The following is a 23,479-nucleotide window of genomic DNA, read 5'->3' on the forward strand; positions in this document are numbered from 1 at the left end:
CCCCGCAGATGCGGGAGGTTGCACCCCATATCCGGGCCGAGCCGCCGGTCCGTTCTGTTGCTTGCGCCGATGGGCCAGTTGGAACGGCGTCGGCGACAAGCTGGATGGCGGAGGCGGGCTGGAACGGGCAGAGCCGTGTCAGGACATTGCCGCGTGTCTCGGCGACCATCGCCCAGAAGCACGCGACGGTCTTTGCGTGCTGCAACATCATCGCAGGCGATCTGTCGAAGATCCCGCTCAAGCTGTATCGCCGCCGGGAGGGTGGGACGGAAGAGCGGTTGCGCGACCATCCTGCAGCCTATCTGCTGAATGTCGAAAGCTCGCCTGGTGTGCCGGCGGCTGTGACCCGGTTGGTGCTGGGTTATACCTTCGCCTTGCGTGGCAATGCATTTGCCTATGCGCCGCGTGATGGCTCGGGCGAGCTGGAACTGATCGAAGCGATCGGCCCCGATGCGGTTTCGGTTCTGCGCAACGGGCGCGCGCGGTTTTACGATTTCGAGGATGGGGCGGGAACGTTGCGGCGGGCGCCTTCCCGGTCCATGCTGCATCTGCGTTACATGGCCCTGGACGGATGGACGGGACGTTCACCTTTGGAGGTGGCATCCGAAAGCGTTGGGGTTGCGCTGGCCGGCCAAGAGGCGGCAGCGCGGACGGTATCCGGAACCTTGCTTCGTGCCTATATCAAGATGGAAGACAGCTACGAGGATGAAGAAGCATACCGGCGCAATGGGCGCAGGGTGCGTGCTGCCATCGATGACCCCGATTCAAATGGCATGCCGATCCTCGGCGCCAGTGACGAAATCAAACGGTTGGATCTGTCGGCCGCCGACCAGGAGCTGCTGGCATCCCGGCGTTTCGATCGCGAACAACTGGCGTCGATCTATCGGGTGCCGATGCCAAAACTGCAGATCCTCGAAAACGGGGTGAAGGCAAATGCCGAGCAGGCGGCCATCGACTATCTGACCGACTGCCTGCTGCATTGGGGCAAGCAACTGGAGGATCAATACGCCATGTCCCTGCTGAGTGAACGGGAACGGCGTAGCGGGTTCTTCTTCCGCCACGACTTCGACACGCTGCTTCGCCCGACCACCAAGGAACGTTACGAAGCGCTCGGCAAGGCTGTTGGCGGGCCTTTCGTGTCGCCCAACGAGGCGCGGCGCAAAGAGGGGTGGGCCCCGATCGAAGGCGGCGATGCGCTCTATCCGCCGCCCAACATGACACGCGACAGCAACGCAAAGGACAACGGCGATGACGAATAGCATCAAGGCAATGTTGGCGGGGGCTCCGGTCGCGATCGCCAGTGACCTTGCCCACGACCTGATGTCGATCGAATTGCCCGATGCGGCGATGCATCAAGAACAAAGGGCGGCGGCATCTGTCGAGAGATTTACCGTCACGCGCGGAATCGCGGTGCTGCCTGTCCGGGGTCTGTTGACGCCGAACAGCGAAATCCTTGAGCGCTATCTGGGGTGGTCAACCTATTTCGGGCTGACCGAAGCCGCCGCCGAGCTGTCTGAGCGCGGCGATGTCTCGGCTATTGTCCTGGACGTGAACAGCCCTGGTGGCACTGTCGTGGGTTGTGAAGGTGCCGCCGAAGCAATCGCCGAAGCCGCGAAGAACAAGCCGGTTCACGCAATTGCCTCGCCGATGGCGGCGTCGGCTGCGTATTGGCTCGCCTCTCAGGCACACAGTATTGCTGTCATGCCCGGCGGCATCGTCGGGTCGATCGGCGTCGCGATGATGGCATCCAGTGTCGTCGGTCCGGACAGCTACGGCGAGCAGAGATATCTTCTGACATCCAGCCATGCCCGTGCGAAGCGCCCCGATCCTGGCACTGAAGAGGGCATGACCGAGTTGCGCCGGTCTCTGGATGAGGCAGAGGGCCAGTTTCATGCGGCCGTTTCGCGGGGCCGCGGCATCGCGTCGGATGCTTTGCTGGGCCAGTTGTCGGTCACCGATGATGAGCGTGATGGTGGCGCCGTCTTTGTCGGCCAGCAGGCCATCGCGCGAGGCTTGGCGGACAGTGTTGAGACGCGGGCCGCGTTCTATGCGCGGATGATCGAAGCCTATGGTGCTGCCGGATCGTCGGGTCCGTCTGTTCGATATCGCGCCCGTGCCGAAGCCGCTGCGGCATTGGCGCGAATTTAACCGAGATTTTCATTCCTGCCGGTCGCGGCAGGTTCACCTGGACCGCGCATTGCGCGGTCTTTTTCGTAGGAGCATGACAATGCCGAAAATCGATGACCTTCGCCGCGACCGTAAGGCCGCTGCCACGAAACTCCAGGAAGCCGCCGATGCGATTGCGGCGCTTGAGGATGCCGGGACCGGCGTTGAAGAGGATGCGCATAAAGAGGCGGTTGCGGCCTTCGACGCAGCCCAGGCGGAATTCAACACACTCAATGCGCAGGTGAAGCGCGCGGAAGCGGCAGAAGCGGCACAGGCTGCGGCAGCTATCGGAGATCAGGGTGCTGATACCACCACGGCCACCACGCCACGCCCGGCCGTCGTCGCCGATCCCAACCAGAAGGGCGTAAGCCTCGGCTTTATGGTTCATGCTCTGGCCCGGTGCCGCGGCGATCGCGACAAGGCAGCCAGCTATCTTGACAACGAAGGGCATTCGGGAATTTCGGCTGCATTGTCGGGTGCGTCGGAAGCGGCGGGTGGCGTGACTATCCCTCGACCGATGGCGCAGGAAATGATCGAGCTGCTGCGTTCGCGTGTTGTGGTGCGTCGGGCAGGGGCGCGCACATTCCCGATGCCTGCTGGTCAGATCCGCCATTCCAAGCAAACCGCATCGGCCACCGCGACCTATACCGCTGAAAACGCGCAGATTGCGGCGAGCGAACCCGAGTTCGACAAGATCGACCAGTCGTTCAAGAAGCTGACTGGTCTGGTTCCAGTTGGGAACTCGCTGCTTCGCCATTCCGGAATGGCCATGGCGCAGCATGTTCGTGACGATCTGCTGAAAGTCATGGCCCGGCGCGAGGATCTGGCATTCATTCGCGGCACCGGCACGGCCAATACGCCGCGCGGGATCCGCAACTGGCTGTTGGCTGCGAACTGGATTGCGGCGCTCGATGCCGGGATCGGCGCAACATCGGCAGCGGCAGAAGCGGCGCTGCGCACGGTCGTGTCGCGTGTCGAGGATGCAGATGTGAACATGAGCCAGGCGGGCTGGATCATGCGGGCGTCGGCCAAGAACTTCCTGGCCAATCTTCGCGATGACAACGGCAACAAGCTGTTCCCCTCGATCGAGGCCAATGGGCAATTGCTGGGCTGGATGATCCACACCACGTCACAGATCCCCAACAACCTGGGCACGGATGGCGATGAAACCGAGGTCTATTTCGGTGAGTTCTCTGAAGCCATGATCGGCGACAGCATGGATCTGAGCATCGGCGTTTCCACCGAGGCCGGATATTTCGATGGATCGGATTGGGTTTCGGCTTTCCAGAACGACCTGACCCTGATGCGTGCGATCTCAGAGCATGACTTCGCCCTGGAGCATGACGTGTCCTTCGCCGGTTTCAACGCGGCCGGCTGGTCGCTCTGATCGTCGGGTGCGCGGGATCTGATTTCGCGCACCATTTCGTCACCCTGAACATTGGAGAGCAGCCATGAAGAAAGTGGCAGTTGAATTCAAGCGCAGCTGGTCGCGCTACAACCCCGGCGAGGTTGCCGGGTTCGACGAGGCGCAGGCAGATGAGCTTGTAAAGGCCGGACATGCCGTGCGCGCGGGAAAGCAGCCCATGCCAAAAATGGAAAAACTGACCATCGCGGTGGGCGATATCCGTGAAACGGATGCGTTCAAGGATGCGATGTCCGAAATCCAGGGCGAATGGCAGAAGCTGGAAGAACGGGCCAACCAGGTGGAGGCTGAAGAAAAGCGTCTCGAAGGCGTTCGTGCGCAACTCGATCTACAGATCGATGCCTCTGATCCGGGTGATTTCTGTGTGGTTGACGCCAAGGATTCCGGTGATCCGGATAATCAGCCCGATACGGCTGCTGGCGAACCCGAGGCCAAGCGCAGTGGCAAGGGCGGTCTGCCCAAGCAGGGCCGCTAAGGCGCGATCATCATGAGGGTGCTTACCGATATCGTGGCGTTGCCTCTTTCAGCGTCAGATCTGCTTGATCACATCCCTTTCGATCCGGATGCAGAGCACAGAATCCAATCTCTGATCGAGGCGGCAACCGCGGTTGTGGAAGCTGCGACCAACCGGCCGATGATGCGGCGCGAGGTCGAGATCGAGCTTCCTGCATGCGCCTGGTCGGTTTTCTGGTTGCCTTGTGCGCCAGTGATATCGCTTCGGGATGCGAATGGTGCGGAGCTGGTCAGCGCCTTCAATGAGCCTCGTATCCGTCGGGGCACCTATGCCGGCGAGACGATTGTTGCCGAGGTCGGATATGAGCATAAGGGCCGTATTCCGCAACAGATGCGCCAGGCAGTGATCCTGCTGGTAAAGGAGTGGCTGGAAACCGAGATCTCGGTTGGTGATCGATATGATGCGCCGGTTTTGAGTTTCGGTTTCCAACGGCTTGTAAAGCAGGTGAAATATAGCCGCCCGCAGGTGTTGTGCTGATGGCCCGTATTTCTTTTGATCGCCGTATTCAGTTCCTGCGCGCCCAGATGATTGACGATGGGTTCCAGTCGCGGCCAGGAGATTACACGCCGTTCGGTTCCCGGTTATGGGCGGCAAAGAGCGAAATAAGCGACGGCGAAAAATTCAGTGCGGGCACGATCGTGCCCAATCTTCAATCCCGTTTCACCGTTCGTTGGTCCAGGCTGTCTGCAAGCATCGAGCATACCGATCGGATCGAAGCGGAGGGTCGCGTTTATGCGATTGTCGGCATCAAGGAGGTCGGACGGCGCGCGGCGCGGGAGTTCACGACAGCATTGGTGGCGCCATGAGCGTGACCGTTGATGTGGAAGGCTTCGCCGAACTGGAAAGAACGCTCGACAATCTGTCAAAGGCAGCCGGCAAGGGGGTATTGCGGCGTGCGCTGAAAAAGGCCGCTCAGCCCACCGCTGACCTGGCGAGTTCAATGGCCCCGGTGAGAACCGGGAACCTTGCGAGATCCGTGATTGTCGGAGCCAAGTTGGACGGACGTCAGGCGCGTATTCACCGACGTATGTTTCGCGATGACAAATCCTCGGTCGAGATGTTCGTCGGTCCGTCTTATCTGTCGGGGGACGGCGGGCGGCATGGCCATCTGGTGGAGTTCGGCACCTGGAAGATGGCGGCACAACCGTTCATGCGCCCGGCTTGGGATCAGGACAAGCGCGCCATGCTCGATCGATTGTCCGAAGAGCTGTGGGCCGAACTTGAGAAAGCTATCCGGCGCGCCGAGAAACGCGCCGCCAAGCTGGCGGCGAAGGGCTGAGCGATGGAAGAAGCGTTGCGTGCGATGCTGCTGGCCGATGGCACGATATCGTCAGTGGTGGGCGGTCGTGTTGATTGGGGTGAGGGAATGCAGGGCGCGGACCTGCCCGCGATCGTCATGCAGGTGGTCAGCAGCGAAAATCAACACAGCATGCAGGGGCCTGACGGGTTGTTTCAATCACGGGTCCAGATCGACGCCTATGCGCAAAATTATGGGGCCGCGAAACGACTGCAACGGGCCGTTCTGGCGGCGTTGGATGGCTATCACGGCGGGCCAATGCAGGGAGTATTTCACGCGGGTTCGCGTGAAGGACGGGAAGCGGGGACCAATGAGGCTGAACGGCCATACCGGGTCTCGATGGATTTCATGACAAACTGGAGCGAATGACATGCCAGATGGACAAATCGGCTATGGCAGCCAGGTGCGGATCGGTGTTGGGGCAACGCCGAACTGGACCGAACTTGAATTTGTGGGTGATATCGAGATGCCTGATGAGCAGATCGATGAAATCGAAGTCACCCATATGCAGTCGCCCGGTCGGCGCAAACAGTTCATCTCGGGCCTGACCGATGGCGGCGAGGTCAGCATCCCGATGAACTATATTCCGGGCAGCGCCAGCGATGTTCTGTTGTTGGGTCTGAAAGCGTCGGGCGAAACTGTCCAGGTCGAGATCACCCTGACTGCCGCCGGGACGCCGGAAACCTATGCGGGATTTCTGAAAGGTTACGCACGCACCGCGCCGGTGAATGACAAGATGATGGCCACGGCCACATTCCGGCTGTCGGAGGCCATCGAACCATGAGCAACCGGTTTCTGGGCGAAGCGACTGCAACGCTGGGTGGCAAGACCTATACGTTGCGTTGTGATTTCAACGCGATGTGTGAATTCGAAGATGCAACGGGAAAGGATGCACTCGCGACCTTCGAGGCCTTCGAGGGCTTCGAGGCGGGGAAGGTCAGCGTGAAGGACATGCGGGCCATCATGTGGTCGTTCATGTTGCATCATCATCCTGAGGCCACGTTGACCGAGGCCGGCGAACTTCTCAGCGCCGATGTCGATGCTCTGGTGACTGTGATCAGGGCCGCAAGCCCGTCCGCATCCGAGGCAGCAGAGCTGGGAAAGGGACAGGCCGCTCAGGGTCCGGCGGCCTAGACTATCTGGCGATGTTGCGGGCCTATGCAGCTGCTGGCTTTTCGCCCTCTGATTTCTGGGGTCTGACGCCCCGGCTCTATCTTGCGCACATGTTGGGTGCGTCGGATCGGATGGATCGGGATCATCGAAACAGCGCCTGGTTGGCCTGGCATGTCGAAGCGCTTCGCCGCGCCAGGAAACTGCCGGATGCCAAGCGGTTTATCTCTGGTGATGCCGGGCGGGTCGAGGATCAGGCCCAGGTGGCGATCCGTCTGGGCTGCCTGCGAGCGTCTTTGCCTCGCATCACTCAAGCGCAGTGGCGTGCGCGGTTCGCGACTTAGAGTTCTTCAAGGGATACCAGTCGCCATGAGTTGTCGGTGGTGTCGATAACGCAGGACCATTGCGAAAGAATTTTTGTTCCAAGCGCATTATGCACACGGAACGAAGGTTCTACGGTGATCGTGCTGCCGTTTACCCGAGCGGGCCAAGTCGCATACCAGTTGTCACTGCCCATTTCCCATTCGGCGGATTCGGGGTCGTGCAGGTTCGCCGCGATTGACTGCTGGCATGCATATCTCGCTTCGCTCAGATCCTTATCTTTCTGGGACATCTCTTGCTTTGGTGGGTTCAGATCGTCGTCGGTCCAAGACCACCAAAGAAAGGGAGCCGCGATTGCGATCACTCCGAGTGAAAGTATCGCTTTTACATTTTCGTTCATAGGGATTCCTTTTTGGGGGTAGGTGGATGGCACAATCGGTTATTGGTGCGCTTCGAGTAAATCTGGGACTTGATAGCGCGAAGTTCGAGAGTGGGGCCAGACGTGTCAAGCAGCCTCTTGCTGCCATGCGAACACAGTTTCTCGCAGTGGCGGGGGCAGCATCTGCATTGGGAGCGGCTATCGGTGCTGCGGCCCTAAAAGGGGCGGGGGATATAGATAAGGCCGCGAAGTCTGCGCGCCGACTGGGTGGAACTATAGGTGGGTTTCGCGCAATCGAGATGGCTGCTGGCGAGGCAGGCGTTTCTCTTTCGACGCTGACCGATGCTGTCCAGACGATGGATCGCGAAGTGGCGCGTGGTAGCAAGAACGCGGTCGGCGCACTTGGACAGCTTGGCATTGCCGCTGCGGATCTTGATGGCAAGGACGCCGATGAAAAGCTTGCATTGATTGCGGACCGCATCGTCGAACTGGGTATTTCGACCGGTGAAGCCTCGGCGTTGTTGCAGGATCTGGGCGTGCGAAACCGGGAAATGTTGTTGGCTGTCATGGCCGGCGGCGATGCCTTTCGCAATGCCCGTCGTGATGTCGAGGAATATGGTCTAGCGCTTGGCAGCGTGGATTCCGACGCGATAGAGCTGGCGAATGATCGGATCGGTCGGCTGGGATTGGTTGGCCAATATGTCGGTCAACAGCTGGCGATCACCATCGTTCCGACTTTGGGTCGGCTGGCCAAAGCAATGACCGATAGCCTGCGCGAAGGTGGTCATCTGCGTTCCGTGATCGATGGCTTGACGAATAACCTTCAGCGGTTGGGAACATATGTTGCTGTCGCGGTTGCCGGTTTCGGCGTGCGTTATGTAGGTGCCATGGTGGCGGCACGAGTAGCGACATTGAGCCTTTCTGGTGCGCTGGTGGCTCTGCGGGGGGCGCTAATCCGGACCGGGATTGGGGCGCTGGTCGTTGTCGCCGGTGAGTTGGTTTACCAGTTCGGGCGGCTTGTGAGCGCAGCTGGTGGATTTGGGGAAGCGATGGGGCAGTTGGGGGAGCTGTCTGCTTTGGTCTGGCAAGGGATAGCAGATTCGGCACAGGCTATTCCTCCTGCGCTTGCGGCGGTTTGGGCCAACGTGAAAGCCGGGTTCCTGCGGTTCGTGGGTGACTTGCAGTGGGCTTGGTATTCCTTTCTCGGCAGCATGTCGGCGGGCGCCAGAGACCTTGGTATGGGTGATGTTGCAGATAGTCTTCAGGCTCAGGCAGCAGCTGCTGGTCAGGCATGGGACGGCATTGCTGCGAAAGAGGCTGATGCCCGCGCCGCTGCAAGTGAAAATGCCGGTAGAGCGGCTGGTGCGATATCGGAGGCGTTTGCCCCTGCCGCTGAAAAGCTTCGTGAATTGCGGGGGATGGTCGCAGGTACTTCCGAGGCGTTGGATCATGGCGCGATGTCTGCGGCCAGCTTTGCGGGATCGTTGGATGATGTTGCAACTGCCGCTTCGGGTGGCGGTGCTGGTGGTGGTGGCAAGTCTGGCGGGGCTGCGGGTGCGCTGCGAGATGTCGGAAAGGCCACGGATCAGGCCAGTGAAAAGGCCGATGACTTCAAGGCATCGTTCGGGGCCGCGTTCGAGGGCATTGTGACGGGATCGAAAACAGCCCGTGAAGCGATCAGCGAATTGCTCAACGGTTTGTCCAGCGTGTTCGCGAACCGGGCCTTTGAGGCGCTGTGGGGCGGGATGGCAGGCGGTGGCGGGCTTCTGTCATCGGCCTTTGCTGCGGTCGGCATGCCTGCATATGCCAACGGCGGCCAGCATGCTGGCGGCTTTCGGTTGGTCGGCGAGCGCGGCCCCGAAATCGAAGCGACTGGTGCAGCGCGTTACTACAGTTCAGCACAGACGCGCGACCTTCTCAGCGGGGGCACTGCACAGCCTTCGCGATCGCAGATTGAAATCGTGCCAAGCCCGTATTTCGATGCGCGCGTGAAGGAGGTCTCCGATCGAAGTGCGGCGGATATGGGGGTCAAGGTTTCAAAATCGATCCCCGGACAGATCCAGGAATACAACCGCAATCCGAGAAAGCGTTTCTGATGCCACTGAGCTATCCATATCCGCTGAGTTTCTTTTGCGACCAGTTGCGCGTCAAGAAATGTCGGGTTTTCATGCAGCGCTTCGATGAGAGTTCGGGTTCGGGCGATGGCCGTGTTTGGTCAAGCGAATTGTCGCGCCCCTTGTGGTCTGCCGAACTGAGCCTGGCCGATCGGGCGGCGCATCTTGCGCGCGACATCGAGGCCAGGATCGACGGGCTGGATGGGGCGCGCAAGACATTCCTGTTTTCCGATCCCGGCTATTCTGGCCCCCAGAACGGAATCACTGCGGGTCTGGGAAGCGTGACGATCGACAGTATTTCTTCGGATCGATCACGCGCGGCCTTTTCGGGCTTCCCGCCGGGCTTTGAGCTGACGGTCGGCGATTTCTTCTCGATCGCCTATGGCGCCGACAGATATTACTTCGGCCGCGTCATGGAAGGGGGCGGATCGGCCGGCGCATTGCGCGAGGTGCGGCCCTATCTGCCATTGCCGGTGTCGACCGGTCTTTCGGTCGAGCTGGTGAAGCCGCGCTTCAAGGCGATCATTCCGCCCGGCGGCTATCAGCCGTTCGATTTCGATTTGCCTGGGGGTGACATCGCGCGCGGCGGATCGATGAGGATTGTCCAGAAACCATGAAGATACTTGAGCCAAGCCTGATTTCGTCCCTGCAGGCGGCGAGGGATGAGGGCATTGCACCGGTCTATTTTGCATGGATCGAGGGGCGCAGCAGGGACACGGGTACGGTCGAAGGGCTGGGGTTCTGGTCGGGTGATGACGATCACAGCTTCAACGTTCAGACGCCATCGGGCGGGCTGACCAGCCGCGCATATATCGGCGGGTGCAACCTGACCATCAGCGATCCGACCTATGTCGCCGACTGGACCGACAACCCGATCAGCATTGGCCTGTCGCAGATTGCCGATGCCGCGCAATACCTGGCGCGCGGCCTCGATCTGCGGCTGGCCTATGTCGAGACCCATGTCACCACCTGGGATAGCGGTCGCCTGAGTTCGAACCCGCAGCTGCACTGGATCGGCATCGTTGATGATGCGCAGATCTCGACGCCATCTGCCGGGGGCGATGGCGGCATCAACCTGACCGTGCGTTCCGAGCTGCTGTCCCAGATGTCCACGGTCAATCCGGCAAAATCATCGGACGCGCACCAAAAACGGCGCAGTTCTGGTGACCTGTTCTCGGTCTATTCCGGCATGATCCGCAGCCGCAAAACTCAATGGTGGAACGAATGAGGCGGTTGGAGAACTGGCGGGCGCGATTGTCGGCAGAGCTGGACGCCCAACGCCGTGCGCCCTTTGCCTGGGGCAGCCATGATTGCGCCATCGGTTTTGCCTGCCGCGTGGTTGAGGCGATCACCGGCGAGGATCTGGCTGCACCCTATCGCGGAACATATGACAGCCCGCTGGGGGCGCTGCGCGTGTTGCGCGATAGCGGGGCCCTGACCCTTGGCGATTTCGTGGCGATGCACCTGCAGGAGATCGCGCCTGCGCGGGCGCATATCGGCGATCTGTGCCTCGTGCCGTCAACCGGCCCGATCGGGCAGGGGCTTGGGATGGTCGATGCGACCAGCCTGATTGTATTGACCGAAACCGGCCAGGGCCGTCGCCCGCGCGCCGACATGATCCGCGCCTTTCGCGTCGGGGAGTAAATCTTGAAGAAGCTGCTTTTCCTGACCGCCGCGTTGATCGCGGTGGCTGCACCTGCGCATGCGGACCCGGTAACGGCTGTCGCGACATGGATCGCCACCAGCCTGAATGTGGGTGTCGCGACGGCCTTTGCGATTGCCAATACGGCGATCGGCATCGGTGTGTCGGCGATTGCCTCGGCCTTCCAGCGCCCTCCCGAGTTCAAGGGCGCGTCGGTTCAGTTCGATGTGCAGATGGCTGATGACCTGCCGCTGTCCTTCACGGTCGGGGAATACGCGACTGCGGGCAAGCGCAAGTATATAAAGTCCTGGGGCAAGAATACCCGCTTCATCACCGAGGTGATTGAGTTCAGCGCCTTGCCGCAGAGCCTGTCGCGCATGTGGATCGATGATGAACCTTGGTCGGTCGTGGCCGGCCGGCGTGGATCGGTTCCGACCGGCGCCGGCCCAGACCCGATCGAGAGTGTCATCGCCTATAATGAGGGGTCATTGCCCGCTGGTCATGTCGATCTGGGCGCGGAGCTGAACAATTACCGCGATGACGGCGACAGCACCAACCCACGCATGTGGGTCAAATGGGTTGACGGCACGCAGACGGCGGCGGACCCGCTGACGATCTTTGCCGCGACGGGCGACACGGATTACCCGTGGACCGCCGCCATGATTGGCGAGGGCAAGGCCTATGCGGTTGTGACGGTGCGCTATGACAGCGACTCGATGACCAGCTATCCCGCCTATCTGTTCGAGCCTGAACCGCTGCCGGTCTATGACATCCGTCAGGACAGCAGCAACGGCGGCAGTGGGTCGCATCGCTGGAACAATCCCGCGACCTGGGAACCTTCGCGCAACCCTGCCGTCATCGCCTATAACATCATTCGCGGCATTCGCTTCGAAGGCGAATGGATCTTCGGGGGCAAGGATCTGGACGCCTGGCGCCTTCCGTCTGCCGAGTGGATTGCGGCTGCCAATGCTTGCGATGAGACGGTGAATCTGTCTGGTGGAGGCACCGAGCGGCGCTATCGCTGCGGGATGGAAATCAGCGTCGACGTGAAGCCCGTGGATGTTCTGGAAGAGCTGGGTCGCGCGGCGAATATGCGCTTTGCCGAGGTTGGCGGCCAGATCAAGCCCGTGGTCGATATCCCCGCAACCAGCGTCTTTTCCTTCACGGATGAGGATATCATCACGACCGAAGGGCAGTCGCTGAAACCGTTCTATCCGGTGACGGAAACCTACAATGCCCTGTCCGCGACCTATCCGGAACCCGGCGAGAAATGGGCCAGCAAGGACGCGAAGGAATATATCGATGCCGACGCCACGGCGGATGATGGCGGGCGCTATCTGCCGACCTCGATCAGCTACGGGGCAGCGCCCTTCGCCAAGCAGGTGCAGCGGCTGCAACGATCGCAGATGCGGGATTTCCGCCGGATGCGCCGTCACCAGTTCTATCTGCCGCCCGAGGCTTACGCGCTGGAACCGGGGATCGACACGGTGTCCTGGACAAGTGGCCGCAACGGCTATGACAGCAAAAGGTTCATGGTCGAGACGGTGGTCAAGACGCCGGGCATGAATGTCCTGGTCTCGCTGCGCGAAATCAATCCATCCGATTATGATTGGTCCAGCGATTTCGAAGCCCCCGTGACCATCACCGTGCCCAGGAACCCGGTGCGGATCACGCAACCAATCAACGGCCTGACGGTCACGCCAGCCGCGGTCGAAGATCGCGACGGGATTGGCCGGCGTCCCGCGATCCTTGTGGCCTGTGATGGGGATGAGGTGGGCGTCACCGATATCCAGATCCAGGCGCGGGTGTCGGGGCGTCCGGTCACGATCGACACGACGCGCCGGTTTGCAGATCCGCATGCCTGGTATCTGCGCGATGTCCTGGCCAGCACGGATTACGAGGTTCGGGCGCGGCTGTTGTCGCGGCTGACGCCCAAGTCCAGCTGGTCATCGTGGCTGTCGGTCCGCACACCCGATATCGGCCTTACCTGGCTTGATTTCGAGGAAGAGGTCACGCAGGCGGTTGCGGATGCGCAGGCGCAAGCCGCCGCCGCGGCGGAAGCAGCTGCCGATGCGGACGAAAAGGCGGATGACATCCGTGCCGACCTGACATCGGCCCAGACATCGCTCAGCGATGAGATCGATGCTGTCGAGCAGCTGGCGATCGACAACCTGAATATCGCCAGGAACTACACCGATACCTCTGTCCAGTCCGAAACCACCGCACGGCAGACCGCGACTGATGCACTGGCGGCGCAGATCAATTCACTGACGGCTGTCCTGAACAGCGAAAACTACCTGGAAAACCCGCGCTTCAGCGACGATCTGACCGGATGGGCGGGGCATACCGGCAGCGCCACGGTTGTCGCGCAGGATGAGGCATCGCCCGATCCGATCACTGCGAATGCGCCCGCCGCGAATTTTGTCGAGCTGGACGGGCATGCGTCGTTCAATCGCGAGCTATTGCAGGTCTTCTCGGTCGATCTGGATACGGGTGAAGTGTTCCAGTGGCGCCTGAATGCGACCTCGGCCGGGACCGGGCGGGATCTGGATGTGATGATCCAGTTTCTGGACAGCGGCGGCGCATCGCTTGGGCATCCGTCCACGACGATCAGCCTGACCCAGAATGAATGGCGGGTGTTTTCCGGTCAGGAAGTGCCGCCCGACGGCACGGTCAGCGTCAGGTTCCGCACGCGGATCACACCGACCGCTGCAACCGATCCGATCGCGATCACCGACCTGTCTTTCACCAAGGTCGATCAGTCCGCCATTGCCCGGATCACGGATCTGGAAGTGGTGGTCGCAGACAATCATCAGGCCTTCACCGCACATCGCGACAGCGCGAACAGCCGTCTGGACGCGGCCGAAGCAGATATCACGACAGAATCTGCAACCCGCGCGTCGGAAACCGGGGCGCTGGCTTCGCAGATGACGACGGTTTCTGCTGAGGCATCTCGCGTTCGGACCTTTCGAAATTCGACCGCGCCTGCGAATCCGCGCAATGGGGATATCTGGTATGATACCTCGAACCACAATCGGCCTTATCGGTGGTGGGATGGCTCTTGGTTGCCCGTTGAGGACTCGCGTATTGATAGCCTGACAGCTACGGTCACGACGCAAGCCACCGCGATCTCCGACCTCGAAGGCAATGCCAGCGCGGGCTATCTGATCCGGGCGCAGGCGGGCGGGTCGGTCTCATTGCTGGATCTGGTCGCCGCCGATGGATCGAATGGGTCTGTCTCGGTGGCAAAGCTCGATGCCGATCATATCCTTCTGAAAGGCAGCGTGGCCGCAGACATGCTGACCGTGATGGATCTGTCTGGCAACATGGTTCCCGATGCGGAAATGGTCAGCCCGAGTTCATGGGGCATCGATGGCGATCCGGATTGGATCATGCTTTCTCCTGATGAATTCAATTGGGTCAAAGGCGAAAGCGCCGGGGAAATACAATGCTCGGTTACAGGCAGTTATGATGTCAAGAACAGCCTTACCTTCAGTATTCTGGAGGGGGAAACCTATACCTTCAGCGGCATTATTCGCGCCATTGGAAACAACGCTGCGTCTGCCGCAATAACAGTGGGTTGGTTGGATAATCAGGAAAACATGCTGAGCCAAGACACAGTGGTCGGGCTTGGCGACAACGGTTTCAACGAAGGTGAGCGCAGCTTGACAGCCCCCGAGGATGCCAGAAGGGCGCGCATCCGTTTGCTTGTATATAGCAATAACTCAGCGACAGTCGGGTTCAGTAGTGTCAGCTGCATTCGAAAGCGTAGCGGTGCCACGTTGATCACGCCTGGCGGGGTCACCTCGGACCTGATCACCGGCAACACGATGCGGGCGCTTCTTGGTCAATTCGTCAGCCTGGAAGCGGCGAACCTGACCGTTGGAACCGGCGAGATCGACACCCTGAACATCAAGGGTGACGCGATCTATGCACCATATAATTTCAGCCGGTCTGACCTGACGATTTCGCGCGACCGGTCAGATCCGCATACGATCATCAGCCGGACGATCACCGGTTTCGAAGGGGGCGGGTTCACGGCCTTCTTCTCGGCCGTTGTCGACACGATCAACCAGGGGCCGGATAACTTCTGCGTTCTCTACATGGAAGTCAATGGCCAGGAGGTCGCGCGATCCCGCTTTGGTGTCAGATCCAGTGGCGATGGCGATGTGAAATACGCCATTCCTGCGCATCTGATCGCCACGACCAAAGGGTCCAGCTCGGTTCATGTAGCAGTTTATGGGTTCAGCCGCGAATTCAGCAATGCCGCCGTATCTTCCGGCCCGCTGGATATCACCAACATCACCCTGTCAATTTCCGGAAGCAAGAGATGACCCGCTATGCCTATCTCGATCCCGATGACGGATCGATCGCGATCGACGATATCGCCCCTGAAGACATCAGCTCCTATGTGGTTGCTGACGATACGGATCCCAATGACATCTATATCAAGAACGGCGCGGTCTGGGCGATCCCGCCGCGTCCCGATCATCCCCATGTGGTCTTTGATGTCACCACCGATCAGTGGATCGATCCACGCAGCCAGGCCGAATATGACGGGGCGCTGCATCAGGCCCGAATGGCCACCGAGATTTCGACAAGCCTGGCGTTTCTGCGCTTTGCCGAGGCGGGCGCATATCCGATGTCACAGCTGGCCGATGATACGACCTCGCTGCCGGCGACGGTCGAGGAATTTCTGAACCTGCCCGAATTCAGTCCTGCGCAGCATGATCTCATCAAGGCCGGCCTCAAGTCCTGGCCAACCATTTCGCGCGGAAATACGCGCCTTGTCGGGCCATTGCATCCCGATGATCCGGGCGACGGGCTGCCGTATTTCGTGCCGTGGCTGGCATCTGCAAAGGGCATCACGATCACCGACGAAGATCTTGACGGGATGTTCGAGGTGCCGGTTCCCGCGCCGATCTACACAGGGGAATGACATGACGACAGTTTACAGGCAGGGGGAGGCCGGAACGCTTGGGTTTCCGGTGATCGATCCCGAAACGGGCGCACCGTGGGATGCGACGGGTCTCGATGCGCGAATGGTCATCTATCTGGATGGCGTCGACCTGGTTCTGCCCGGCTACTGGCTGACGGATCAGCAGGTCATCGATGACGGCGTGGCCATGCCGGCCGCGACGGTCATGGCCTTCGACATTGCGAGCGATTCAATTCTGCTGCCGCCGCGCGTTTACAGGGCTGCATTGCAGATCGAAGGCCGCAACGGATGGCGCACGTTGCCGGATGGCGAAATCAACATCGAAGTCAGGAGTTTGTAATGGCGATCACTGGATTTTGGCGGGGCGAGCCCGGATCGGGCGGCGGTGGTGGCGGTGATTGGGCCGATGTGACGATCGCGACGGGCGCGGCTGGATCTGATGTCACCTATGATGAGCCGTCGAACACGCTGACCATCCCGCGCGGCGATGAAGGGCCAGCCGGTCCGCTAGGCCCGCAAGGTGATCCCGGCGCGGATGGGCAGGACGGTGCGCAAGGCATTCAGGGCGAACAGGGCATCCAGGGTGAGCAAGGACCGCAGGGCGATACCGGACCGGCTGGCGCTGATGGTCAGGACGGCGCAGAGGGTCCGCAAGGCCCTGCTGGGATTGACGGCGAGAGCGTGACCATCACCACATTCACCGACCAGACCGCGTATGACGCATACAGCCCCGCGGCGCTGGAAATTGCAGTCCTGACGGAAAGCTGATCCATGCCAAAACTCGATCTGTTGAACGCCACGGCCATCAAGGTTGCTGGCGGGAATGCACTTGCGCTGAAGGGGGTGGGGTTCTCGTGGTCCCCCCCGCCTGCGACCCCGAATATGGGGGTGGGCACAGACACCCCCATGATGATTGCGGGCGGATCGTATCCGGTGGGCTTGGCCTATAACTGGTGGGGCGGTTCTGACGGTGATCAGCAAGGCAACACCGGGCATGGTATCCTTGCTGATACCCGTGGCGATTACACCGGCGCTGTGACGTCCTCCGCACTGGGAGAGACACTGCCGGGGGTTGGGTTGGCGATGCAGGTTGGCCCTGCAAACAATTCCCAGTGGCTGTGGAACCGCTATCACGGCGAGTGGGGCGACTATTGCGATCCACGTAATGACATGCCTCTGTTCTCGGGCGGTGCTTTCCTCATGTATGAGGGTGAGCAGATGCTTCATGAGGATTGGGTAGCGCGAGAATATACAGGCGTATTCGCCCAGCCTTACATCTGGCGCTCCAATGGGCATCGGATCACTTTGGCTCGTGATCTGGATTATGAATATCGCCTGTTTGAGCTGGCTGCACAGAACGGCGTGACGCCTTACATTGGTGGTAACTGGCCCCCGATGGTTATTCTCCCGATCGATGATGCCGCCTGGCGTGGCCGGTTTGATGGCTATGACATCGCTCTACGTTATCGCCGCGAATACCTGTCCGCTCAGCTCGCCGCGAACAGCCTTCCGTCGGATGTGTGGATTGTCCCGACGCACTGGATCTATGCCCGTGCCTATGATGACGATCAGGCAGGTAATTTGCCGGCAGGCATCGCTTCGCACTTGGATTTCCATGCTCTTGAAAATGGCTATTCGGCTGAAAACCGTGGGCATCATCCCTACATGCCAAGCAAGCTGGCGATCTACTGCGCCCGTGCCATGATCTATGATGTGGTCGAAGGTCAGGACGCCTTGGCGCTGCCCGACAATGCATCGGAGGGCATCACCGGCACCGTTGCTTCATACCTGCGCCAGATGGCCGCAGACATCGTGTCAGACTATGCACCTGCTGGTCGCGGCGGTTCGTCCTATTCAGAACCGGCGCTGCTCACAGCGACCGCACAGGCTCCCGAGCTGGCATTGGGTGATTGGGTCGGCAGCTATGTCAGTGGCGGCAGTGCCATGACCAATGCCAGCTCCAATGGGGTCCGGTATCTGGCGGCCATTGCGAATTTCGACAATGCTGACAGCCATGTCGTGAACAGCGAAACCGAGTTGGTCCATCTATATGGGCCAGACAGTGACCACATGGTTCTCAAAGTGTCTCGCCCGGATTGGCACAACAGCGGCAACACCACGATCCTGTGGGGCGAGGTCTGGGACAGCACGGGGGCCGGTCAGGGCTTTGCTATGGTTGATGCGCCCACATCCGGCGACTGGCTGGTCGAGATTTGGGTTGATGATGGGCAGGTAAGGTTCCGAAAGGTTGATCTGAATGCCTCTTGGGATTCCGCGGACAAGGTAACTTACCAACAGTATGGCGGCGGCTCTGATCCAACGCCATCGGCTGCTGACAGCTTCACCGTCAATGATGGGCAGACATACTATCTGATCCATGCGGCATGGGCAGCAGAGGCTCCTCCCAGTTCTCAAGGCTTTGTTGATCTGAACGCGTGGATCGATGGGCTGAACCCGTCATGGGTTGCCTGGGAGTGACGCGGCGCGGACGATCGGAAGGGGCGGGGGATTTGCCGATGAGCGAAAGACTGAAATTTTGGGCCTTCGTGGCCGATGAGGCGAAGAAATGGGCGACCCGGGTTGCCTTTGCGGGATGCGCAGCGGTGATCGTGTTGCTGTTCACGCCCTGGAAAGAGAGGCTTCTGGAAATCTGGGACAGCCCGGATCGTCTGGCCAGCATTTCCGACAAGCTGGACTATCTGACCGAAGAGGTCATGCGGGCCACAGGCGAAGATCGGGTGATCCACGAAGCCCCCGGCCTGACCTATGTCACCGAGCCGGTTTACCTGGGCGACCGGATCACGCTGAATATCGTGGTGCGGCGCACCCGCACCGGTGCCGCCTGCACCTTGCTCAGTCGCACGGCGCTGTTCACCGATGAAACGAATATCGCCACGCCCGGTCCGCGTGTCGGACCATCGCGCCAGGTGGGCGATTCCGACACGCCGATGCGGCTGCGCCTGGATCTGCCCCGCCAGCTCAGGGCGGGGCGGGTGACGGTGCATCTGTCACTGGAATTCGACTGTGGGGGAAAACGCGTCTTCGATCGCACCTCGCCCGTCGCCTTCATGCTGCTCAGCCCGAAGTGACTTGTGCCGGGCCTGTCAATACAGATCACGCGCCGACGATTTCCCGGCGCGCCGAGGAAGAGATAAACGCGGATCGGGTCATCCCCCGCGCCTTCGCGGTTTCATCGATGGCGCGCAACAGGCCCCGGTCAAGCGAAATGTTGACGCGGGCAAGCGCCGTGTCCGCAGGAATATAGGGCACGGGCATCAATACGGCACCTTCGGCCAATTGCTGTCGAACATCGTCGCGCCGGCGCAGCTCCTCAAGGGATAGGGGTTCGACATCCGGCATGTCTTCGAACCAGAGGTCAAGGGCATCCGCAACTGCCGCCGGAATGGCGTTCCAATCATCGGCAGCCGCGAAGCAGCCGGGAAGGTCGGGAAAGCTCAATCCATAAGCGCTGTCATCGTTCTGATGAACGACGGCTGTGAAATAACGCATGCTGTCCATCCTGTGCGGTTGCGTTGGTGAAGAAACGGTGGATGGAGGGGCCATTACAGCCCCGCCTGTTCGTAAATGCTTCTGACTGTCCCCAGTGGCAGGTCTTTCTTCGGGTGTGGAAGGATCACGGTGCGATCGCCTTTCCGAAGCTTGAGGTGTGATCCCTTCTTCGAGATCTCTTCAAAACCTGCGGCCTTGAGCAGTTTCAGGAGCTTTCGGGAATTGGTTTCAAGCTCCACCGCCCCTCCTTTCTGTGTAAATATATACACATAACTCAAGCTGTGCACAAGACCTGAAAACACAAATAAATACACATCCACCCGCCTCGCGCGGGCTTTTTCATGCGAGGTCATCATGAAGAGAATTATCTGGCACTGGACGGCGGGAACCCATCGCGCCAGTGCAGTCGATCGGGACCATTACCATCTGCTGATTGAGGGCGATGGCAAGGTTGTCTATGGCGCGCGGCCGATCAGCGCCAATGCCGCGCCGCTATCGGCCAATTATGCGCGTCACACGGCCAGCCTGAACACCGACAGCATCGGGATTGCCGTCTGTGCGATGGATGGGGCCGTGCAGTTGCCTTTCGATGCCGGCAGGTATCCGATCACAGAAGAGCAGCTGCACCAGCTGGTCACCGAAACCGCCCGGTTGGCGAAGGGATACAACATCCCGGTCAGCCGCCAGACGATCCTATCCCATGCCGAGGTGCAGCCCACCCTTGGCGTGACGCAAGCGGGGAAATGGGACATTGCCTGGCTGCCCGGGCGCAGCAGCGCAACCGATCCGATCGGCTGTGGGGATCACCTGCGCTACCTGGTCGCCCAGGAACTGGCCGGCACAAGCCGCCCGCCGGTCAAGCCCGATATTCCCGCGCCGGATGCCCCGGCCGCGAAACCGAACCGCCACGCCCCCGCGCTGATCGTCGGAGCTGGCATCGGGGCCATCGCAATCCTGAAACTGTTGGGGGTGATCTGATGCTGCGCATCATCCGTGAAATCAATGCAACCGTGAAACTGGCTAATGAGATCGCGGCCGCGGCGGGGCAGGGACCGCGTTGGACCCTGTTCGTGACCAACCGGTCTTTCATCGCCCAGGTGCTGGCACTGGTCTTTGCGCTGGCCGGGTTGTTCGGGGTGCCGCTGCCGATCGGCGCCGAGGATATCAGCGAAGTGATCTATCTGATCGGCTTCGCCGCGGCTGAAGGATGGGCGATGTTCGAGCGCTTCACCGGTCGCACCCGCGCCGTCTGGTCGCGTGAACAGGCCTTGAAAGCCCGAGAGGAAGCCGACGCCCTGTCGGCTGCATTGCGCCATGCGACAACGCAATGAAAGGCCGCAAGCAGCGCCCGACCTGGTGGAAGCTGTGGAAACGTTGACACCCGTCACGCTGGGAATCACGCGTGACGGGTGTCGATCTGGCAGGGCGGGCGTCGGATCCTGCTGGTCGATCACCACGGCCTGCCGGGCATCGCGCAGCGGTGCCTGATCGCGTGGCATGAGGGACGGTGAGCGCGAGACATCTTATGGGGTGGTTGGATTCAGATTGCGTCTGGGTCGAAGTCATCGGGGGCGCCGCAGTCAAGGGATCCAAAGGGGGCAGGTCAGGCGGCTTGAGGTTGTCGCCGCGAAAATTACTCCAAAAACCGTGACCGTTTCGCGTCCACCACATGGGGGCGGGCGGTTTGCAGACATGCGGCGGCGCAGCATGGAAAGCCCGGCGGTGGAAACAGCGGTCATTCGTCGAGCGTGATCGGGCGCCAAGCCTTCGGCCGCAAAAGTCCCATAGCTGAGGCTTGCCGCTCGGGAGAATGCGGGTGGCAAGGTCTCCACTTTCGGATGACCTGATTCCAGATGCAGTTGGCGTTGTCGGCGGGACATTGTGTGTATATGTAGCGCTCGTATTTTTTTATTTACACACTCTTGGTTAAGCTCACATAGTGAAGCCAGGAAGAAGAGAGCGGCATCACATGGCACAGGTAGCAATATCGCCAGCCGTCCTAGAGTGGGCGCGAGAGCGCGCTGGCATGCCATTTGAAACTCTATCTAAGCGCTTCAAGAAATATCCGATCTGGCTGGACGGGCAAGGCGGACCCACGTTCCAGCAGCTCGAAACCCTTGCGAGCATCCTTCACCTGCCGATGGGCATGTTTTTCCTTCGGGAGCCCCCGGAGGAGAGGCTGCCGCTTCCAGACTTCAGGCGCATGGCGGACGGCGGGGTTCAAAGACCTAGCACGGAGTTGATCGACACGATCCACATCTGTCAGCGGCGACAGAGGTGGTATCGCGAACATGTTGCCGGTTCTCGTTCCGACTCTCTCCCCTTCGTGGGTGCAGCCGACGTGGGCGATCAACCCGCGGTAGTGGCAGGGCACATCCGAACTGTTTTAAAGCTCGAAGTTGGAAGCCGAAACGAAGCGGCGACCTGGGAAGAGTTCTTACGTCAGTTCATCGCGCTAGTGCGCGAGGCGGGTGTTCTGGTAATGATCAACGGCGTGGTCGGAAACAACACCCATCGCGCCTTGAACACCCGAGAGTTCAGGGGATTTGCGATTACAGATCCCTTCGCCCCGCTGGTGTTCATCAATGGCGCCGATACCAAGTCTGGGCAAATCTTCACCCTCGCACACGAACTGGCTCATATCTGGATCGGCAAGGACGGCGTGAGCAATAGCGCCGCTGACGATCTGCCTGAGCAACTTGGTCTCGATTCCAAGGTGGAGCGCTTCTGCAATGCGGTTGCGGCTGAGGTTCTTGTTCCGATGGCGCAGCTATCCAATATGGATCTGCCGCTAGATGTCGACCAGGCAAAGGCGATGATTGCCCGGTCCTTCAGAGTAAGCACGCTGGTTGCACTCCGCCGGATGAAGGATGTGGGACGCCTGTCTTATGACGATTTCCAAGATGCCTATGACGCCGAGTTGGATTTTCTCAAGAGGAAGGCCAAACAGAAGAAGTCCGGTGGTGGCGATTTCTACAATACGATGGGCGCCCGTGTTGACCCCCACTTCGCATCCGCGGTGATCTCGTCGGCGCTCGAAGGCCAGACGCTCATGGGCGATGCGTTCGACCTTCTCAATATCAAGAATTCGACCACCTTCCGGAAGGAAGCACGGCACCTTGGAGTGACAAGTTGACCCTGCTTCTAGACACCAACGCATTCCTCACGCCTGCGATGACGTATTACGCTTTCGACATTTGCGGCAGCTACTGGTCGTGGATCGTTCATGCGGCAGCCAAGGGTGAAGTTAAAAGCATTTCACCGGTTAAGCGGGAGCTTAGACAGAAGGATGATAACATCCGAAACTGGATCGACATGCATGGTTCCGCCATTTTCATGCCTGATGACTCTGCGGTTACGAACACCATGTCGCAGGTCGCAACATGGGCCGGCTCCAATGGTTACACCCCTGCAGCGGTCGCCGAGTTCCTGGGCAAGGCCGACTCCTATCTGGTGGCTTACGCTATGCTTGGAGGGCATCAGATAGTCACGCTCGAAGCAGGCGCGCCGACAGCAAAAAACAAGATAAAGATTCCAGACGCTGCCAACGCGCATGGGATTTCGACGATAACTCCCTATCAGATGCTCCGGCAGCACGGCGTATATTTCTGAGCGGAATTCAGAAGATCATCTCGTTCTGCCGGTCATCCTAGGCTGGCTTGGCGCGGTTCAAGCATCGTCATGCACGCCCTGTGTGCGCAGGGTTCCTGCGTTGCTGCATATTCACTTCGAGCCCTCCCGGCTCGTTCGTCCCGGTGCAGCGAACGGTCGCTCCCGGGACTAGCGACAAGCCTGCCAGAATCGCGTAGGTTTCCGTCCAGCCTGACCTTCTGGCATGGCAGCAGCACGAGAGAATGGTCAGAGGCGGCTCTTTCTGGTTGTGGGGTAATGGAATAATGGGCTCAGAGGCTAGAAACTTGGCATTCAGAAAATCCGCGCGGAGTGTGAATAGCCCCTAGATTCGTAGACGCCTTCTTCCCTAATTTTGAGGCAAGGAGGCCGAGATGGGCAAAGGCAATTTCAGCGCCGAGTTCAAGCGTGACGCGGTCGCGCAGATCACCGAG

At 60.2% G+C, this 23,479-nt stretch carries 27 protein-coding genes; 24 read left to right on the forward strand and 3 right to left on the reverse strand.

Annotated features, from left to right (window positions below):
• Nucleotides 1-8: 8 nt before the first annotated feature.
• From PAF17_RS10490 to PAF17_RS10535, 10 genes are all read left to right on the forward strand, one after another.
• Nucleotides 9-1,259, forward strand: a complete 1,251-nt coding sequence (locus PAF17_RS10490) for a phage portal protein (RefSeq protein WP_408636403.1) — start codon at nt 9-11, stop codon at nt 1,257-1,259.
• A complete protein-coding gene (locus PAF17_RS10495) occupies nt 1,249-2,148 on the forward strand; it encodes a S49 family peptidase (RefSeq protein WP_271889042.1) in 900 nt (299 codons plus the stop codon). Before PAF17_RS10490 ends, PAF17_RS10495 begins: the two co-directional genes overlap by 11 nt.
• A gap of 73 nt (nt 2,149-2,221) precedes the next feature.
• Nucleotides 2,222-3,553 carry a phage major capsid protein gene (locus PAF17_RS10500; protein ID WP_408636402.1) on the forward strand — a complete coding sequence of 444 codons (1,332 nt, stop codon included), beginning with the start codon at nt 2,222-2,224 and terminating at the stop codon, nt 3,551-3,553.
• A gap of 64 nt (nt 3,554-3,617) precedes the next feature.
• Entirely contained in the window at nt 3,618-4,064 is a 447-nt protein-coding gene (locus PAF17_RS10505; protein ID WP_271889044.1) for a hypothetical protein, read from the forward strand.
• Between the two features lie 12 nt (nt 4,065-4,076).
• Complete coding sequence (locus PAF17_RS10510) at nt 4,077-4,580, forward strand: hypothetical protein (RefSeq protein WP_271889045.1); 504 nt, start codon at nt 4,077-4,079, stop codon at nt 4,578-4,580.
• Entirely contained in the window at nt 4,580-4,909 is a 330-nt protein-coding gene (locus PAF17_RS10515) for a head-tail adaptor protein (RefSeq protein WP_271889078.1), read from the forward strand. Before PAF17_RS10510 ends, PAF17_RS10515 begins: the two co-directional genes overlap by 1 nt.
• Nucleotides 4,906-5,382, forward strand: a complete 477-nt coding sequence (locus PAF17_RS10520; RefSeq protein ID WP_271889046.1) for an HK97-gp10 family putative phage morphogenesis protein — start codon at nt 4,906-4,908, stop codon at nt 5,380-5,382. Before PAF17_RS10515 ends, PAF17_RS10520 begins: the two co-directional genes overlap by 4 nt.
• 3 nt (nt 5,383-5,385) lie before the next feature.
• Nucleotides 5,386-5,769, forward strand: a complete 384-nt coding sequence (locus PAF17_RS10525; RefSeq protein WP_271889047.1) for a DUF3168 domain-containing protein — start codon at nt 5,386-5,388, stop codon at nt 5,767-5,769.
• A gap of 1 nt (nt 5,770) precedes the next feature.
• Complete coding sequence (locus PAF17_RS10530; protein ID WP_271889048.1) at nt 5,771-6,184, forward strand: phage tail tube protein; 414 nt, start codon at nt 5,771-5,773, stop codon at nt 6,182-6,184.
• Nucleotides 6,181-6,534 carry a GTA-gp10 family protein gene (locus tag PAF17_RS10535; protein ID WP_271889049.1) on the forward strand — a complete coding sequence of 118 codons (354 nt, stop codon included), beginning with the start codon at nt 6,181-6,183 and terminating at the stop codon, nt 6,532-6,534. Before PAF17_RS10530 ends, PAF17_RS10535 begins: the two co-directional genes overlap by 4 nt.
• 316 nt (nt 6,535-6,850) lie before the next feature.
• Here the strand turns inward: PAF17_RS10535 and PAF17_RS10540 are convergent, their stop codons facing one another.
• Nucleotides 6,851-7,231: a hypothetical protein gene (locus PAF17_RS10540; RefSeq protein ID WP_271889050.1), complete on the reverse strand. Its 381-nt coding sequence runs from the start codon at nt 7,229-7,231 to the stop codon at nt 6,851-6,853.
• 278 nt (nt 7,232-7,509) lie between these two features.
• On the opposite strand from PAF17_RS10540, the gene PAF17_RS10545 reads away from it, so the two are divergent.
• From PAF17_RS10545 to PAF17_RS10590, 10 genes are read left to right on the forward strand one after another with little or no spacing between them, the layout of a single operon-like run.
• Nucleotides 7,510-9,306, forward strand: coding sequence for a phage tail tape measure protein (locus tag PAF17_RS10545; RefSeq protein ID WP_271889051.1), 1,797 nt, complete (start codon nt 7,510-7,512; stop codon nt 9,304-9,306).
• Nucleotides 9,306-9,941 carry a hypothetical protein gene (locus PAF17_RS10550; protein WP_271889052.1) on the forward strand — a complete coding sequence of 212 codons (636 nt, stop codon included), beginning with the start codon at nt 9,306-9,308 and terminating at the stop codon, nt 9,939-9,941. The genes PAF17_RS10545 and PAF17_RS10550 overlap by 1 nt, the downstream gene beginning before the upstream one ends.
• Entirely contained in the window at nt 9,938-10,552 is a 615-nt protein-coding gene (locus tag PAF17_RS10555) for a hypothetical protein (protein ID WP_271889053.1), read from the forward strand. Before PAF17_RS10550 ends, PAF17_RS10555 begins: the two co-directional genes overlap by 4 nt.
• Nucleotides 10,549-10,968 carry a DUF6950 family protein gene (locus tag PAF17_RS10560; protein ID WP_271889054.1) on the forward strand — a complete coding sequence of 140 codons (420 nt, stop codon included), beginning with the start codon at nt 10,549-10,551 and terminating at the stop codon, nt 10,966-10,968. Before PAF17_RS10555 ends, PAF17_RS10560 begins: the two co-directional genes overlap by 4 nt.
• Before the next feature lie 3 nt (nt 10,969-10,971).
• A complete protein-coding gene (locus PAF17_RS10565) occupies nt 10,972-15,300 on the forward strand; it encodes a phage tail protein (RefSeq protein ID WP_271889055.1) in 4,329 nt (1,442 codons plus the stop codon).
• The gene (locus PAF17_RS10570; RefSeq protein ID WP_271889056.1) at nt 15,297-15,905 is read left to right on the forward strand and encodes a hypothetical protein; all 609 of its coding nucleotides are present in this window, start codon (nt 15,297-15,299) and stop codon (nt 15,903-15,905) included. The genes PAF17_RS10565 and PAF17_RS10570 overlap by 4 nt, the downstream gene beginning before the upstream one ends.
• A 1-nt stretch (nt 15,906) precedes the next feature.
• Nucleotides 15,907-16,245, forward strand: a complete 339-nt coding sequence (locus tag PAF17_RS10575) for a hypothetical protein (RefSeq protein WP_271889057.1) — start codon at nt 15,907-15,909, stop codon at nt 16,243-16,245.
• Entirely contained in the window at nt 16,245-16,673 is a 429-nt protein-coding gene (locus tag PAF17_RS10580) for a collagen-like protein (protein ID WP_271889058.1), read from the forward strand. Before PAF17_RS10575 ends, PAF17_RS10580 begins: the two co-directional genes overlap by 1 nt.
• Before the next feature lie 3 nt (nt 16,674-16,676).
• The gene (locus tag PAF17_RS10585) at nt 16,677-18,383 is read left to right on the forward strand and encodes a hypothetical protein (RefSeq protein WP_271889059.1); all 1,707 of its coding nucleotides are present in this window, start codon (nt 16,677-16,679) and stop codon (nt 18,381-18,383) included.
• A gap of 38 nt (nt 18,384-18,421) precedes the next feature.
• Nucleotides 18,422-18,994 (forward strand): hypothetical protein, encoded by a 573-nt coding sequence (locus tag PAF17_RS10590; protein WP_271889060.1) that lies wholly within the window; start codon nt 18,422-18,424, stop codon nt 18,992-18,994.
• 25 nt (nt 18,995-19,019) lie between these two features.
• Here the strand turns inward: PAF17_RS10590 and PAF17_RS10595 are convergent, their stop codons facing one another.
• Both PAF17_RS10595 and PAF17_RS10600 read right to left on the reverse strand, forming a co-directional pair.
• On the reverse strand, nt 19,020-19,415 hold the full coding sequence (locus tag PAF17_RS10595) for a type II toxin-antitoxin system HicB family antitoxin (RefSeq protein WP_271889061.1): 396 nt from the start codon (nt 19,413-19,415) through the stop codon (nt 19,020-19,022).
• A 53-nt stretch (nt 19,416-19,468) separates the two neighbouring features.
• Complete coding sequence (locus PAF17_RS10600) at nt 19,469-19,654, reverse strand: type II toxin-antitoxin system HicA family toxin (protein ID WP_271889062.1); 186 nt, start codon at nt 19,652-19,654, stop codon at nt 19,469-19,471.
• A 115-nt stretch (nt 19,655-19,769) separates the two neighbouring features.
• On the opposite strand from PAF17_RS10600, the gene PAF17_RS10605 reads away from it, so the two are divergent.
• From PAF17_RS10605 to PAF17_RS10620, 4 genes are all read left to right on the forward strand, one after another.
• Complete coding sequence (locus tag PAF17_RS10605) at nt 19,770-20,393, forward strand: peptidoglycan recognition protein family protein (protein WP_271889063.1); 624 nt, start codon at nt 19,770-19,772, stop codon at nt 20,391-20,393.
• Complete coding sequence (locus PAF17_RS10610; protein ID WP_271889064.1) at nt 20,393-20,746, forward strand: hypothetical protein; 354 nt, start codon at nt 20,393-20,395, stop codon at nt 20,744-20,746. Before PAF17_RS10605 ends, PAF17_RS10610 begins: the two co-directional genes overlap by 1 nt.
• A gap of 695 nt (nt 20,747-21,441) precedes the next feature.
• The gene (locus PAF17_RS10615; protein ID WP_271889065.1) at nt 21,442-22,551 is read left to right on the forward strand and encodes an ImmA/IrrE family metallo-endopeptidase; all 1,110 of its coding nucleotides are present in this window, start codon (nt 21,442-21,444) and stop codon (nt 22,549-22,551) included.
• Nucleotides 22,548-23,027, forward strand: coding sequence for a DUF4411 family protein (locus tag PAF17_RS10620; protein ID WP_271889066.1), 480 nt, complete (start codon nt 22,548-22,550; stop codon nt 23,025-23,027). Before PAF17_RS10615 ends, PAF17_RS10620 begins: the two co-directional genes overlap by 4 nt.
• Nucleotides 23,028-23,479: the final 452 nt, after the last annotated feature.

This window comes from Paracoccus onchidii (assembly GCF_028294535.1).
GTDB classification, from domain to species: Bacteria; Pseudomonadota; Alphaproteobacteria; order Rhodobacterales; family Rhodobacteraceae; genus Paracoccus; species Paracoccus onchidii.

What these genes read in the sequence shown, in the direction of transcription:
- PAF17_RS10610 (WP_271889064.1), top strand. Translation starts at nt 20,393, where the DNA reads ATGCTGCGCATCATCCGTGAAATCAATGCAACCGTGAAACTGGCTAAT.
- PAF17_RS10495 (WP_271889042.1), top strand. Translation starts at nt 1,249, where the DNA reads ATGACGAATAGCATCAAGGCAATGTTGGCGGGGGCTCCGGTCGCGATC.
- PAF17_RS10575 (WP_271889057.1), top strand. Translation starts at nt 15,907, where the DNA reads ATGACGACAGTTTACAGGCAGGGGGAGGCCGGAACGCTTGGGTTTCCG.
- PAF17_RS10505 (WP_271889044.1), top strand. Translation starts at nt 3,618, where the DNA reads ATGAAGAAAGTGGCAGTTGAATTCAAGCGCAGCTGGTCGCGCTACAAC.
- PAF17_RS10500 (WP_408636402.1), top strand. Translation starts at nt 2,222, where the DNA reads ATGACAATGCCGAAAATCGATGACCTTCGCCGCGACCGTAAGGCCGCT.
- PAF17_RS10580 (WP_271889058.1), top strand. Translation starts at nt 16,245, where the DNA reads ATGGCGATCACTGGATTTTGGCGGGGCGAGCCCGGATCGGGCGGCGGT.
- PAF17_RS10525 (WP_271889047.1), top strand. Translation starts at nt 5,386, where the DNA reads ATGGAAGAAGCGTTGCGTGCGATGCTGCTGGCCGATGGCACGATATCG.
- PAF17_RS10535 (WP_271889049.1), top strand. Translation starts at nt 6,181, where the DNA reads ATGAGCAACCGGTTTCTGGGCGAAGCGACTGCAACGCTGGGTGGCAAG.
- PAF17_RS10615 (WP_271889065.1), top strand. Translation starts at nt 21,442, where the DNA reads ATGCCATTTGAAACTCTATCTAAGCGCTTCAAGAAATATCCGATCTGG.
- PAF17_RS10605 (WP_271889063.1), top strand. Translation starts at nt 19,770, where the DNA reads ATGAAGAGAATTATCTGGCACTGGACGGCGGGAACCCATCGCGCCAGT.
- PAF17_RS10510 (WP_271889045.1), top strand. Translation starts at nt 4,077, where the DNA reads ATGAGGGTGCTTACCGATATCGTGGCGTTGCCTCTTTCAGCGTCAGAT.
- PAF17_RS10540 (WP_271889050.1), bottom strand. Translation starts at nt 7,231, where the DNA reads ATGAACGAAAATGTAAAAGCGATACTTTCACTCGGAGTGATCGCAATC.
- PAF17_RS10520 (WP_271889046.1), top strand. Translation starts at nt 4,906, where the DNA reads ATGAGCGTGACCGTTGATGTGGAAGGCTTCGCCGAACTGGAAAGAACG.
- PAF17_RS10585 (WP_271889059.1), top strand. Translation starts at nt 16,677, where the DNA reads ATGCCAAAACTCGATCTGTTGAACGCCACGGCCATCAAGGTTGCTGGC.
- PAF17_RS10560 (WP_271889054.1), top strand. Translation starts at nt 10,549, where the DNA reads ATGAGGCGGTTGGAGAACTGGCGGGCGCGATTGTCGGCAGAGCTGGAC.
- PAF17_RS10515 (WP_271889078.1), top strand. Translation starts at nt 4,580, where the DNA reads ATGGCCCGTATTTCTTTTGATCGCCGTATTCAGTTCCTGCGCGCCCAG.
- PAF17_RS10570 (WP_271889056.1), top strand. Translation starts at nt 15,297, where the DNA reads ATGACCCGCTATGCCTATCTCGATCCCGATGACGGATCGATCGCGATC.
- PAF17_RS10590 (WP_271889060.1), top strand. Translation starts at nt 18,422, where the DNA reads ATGAGCGAAAGACTGAAATTTTGGGCCTTCGTGGCCGATGAGGCGAAG.
- PAF17_RS10545 (WP_271889051.1), top strand. Translation starts at nt 7,510, where the DNA reads ATGGCTGCTGGCGAGGCAGGCGTTTCTCTTTCGACGCTGACCGATGCT.
- PAF17_RS10530 (WP_271889048.1), top strand. Translation starts at nt 5,771, where the DNA reads ATGCCAGATGGACAAATCGGCTATGGCAGCCAGGTGCGGATCGGTGTT.
- PAF17_RS10555 (WP_271889053.1), top strand. Translation starts at nt 9,938, where the DNA reads ATGAAGATACTTGAGCCAAGCCTGATTTCGTCCCTGCAGGCGGCGAGG.
- PAF17_RS10595 (WP_271889061.1), bottom strand. Translation starts at nt 19,415, where the DNA reads ATGCGTTATTTCACAGCCGTCGTTCATCAGAACGATGACAGCGCTTAT.
- PAF17_RS10490 (WP_408636403.1), top strand. Translation starts at nt 9, where the DNA reads ATGCGGGAGGTTGCACCCCATATCCGGGCCGAGCCGCCGGTCCGTTCT.
- PAF17_RS10550 (WP_271889052.1), top strand. Translation starts at nt 9,306, where the DNA reads ATGCCACTGAGCTATCCATATCCGCTGAGTTTCTTTTGCGACCAGTTG.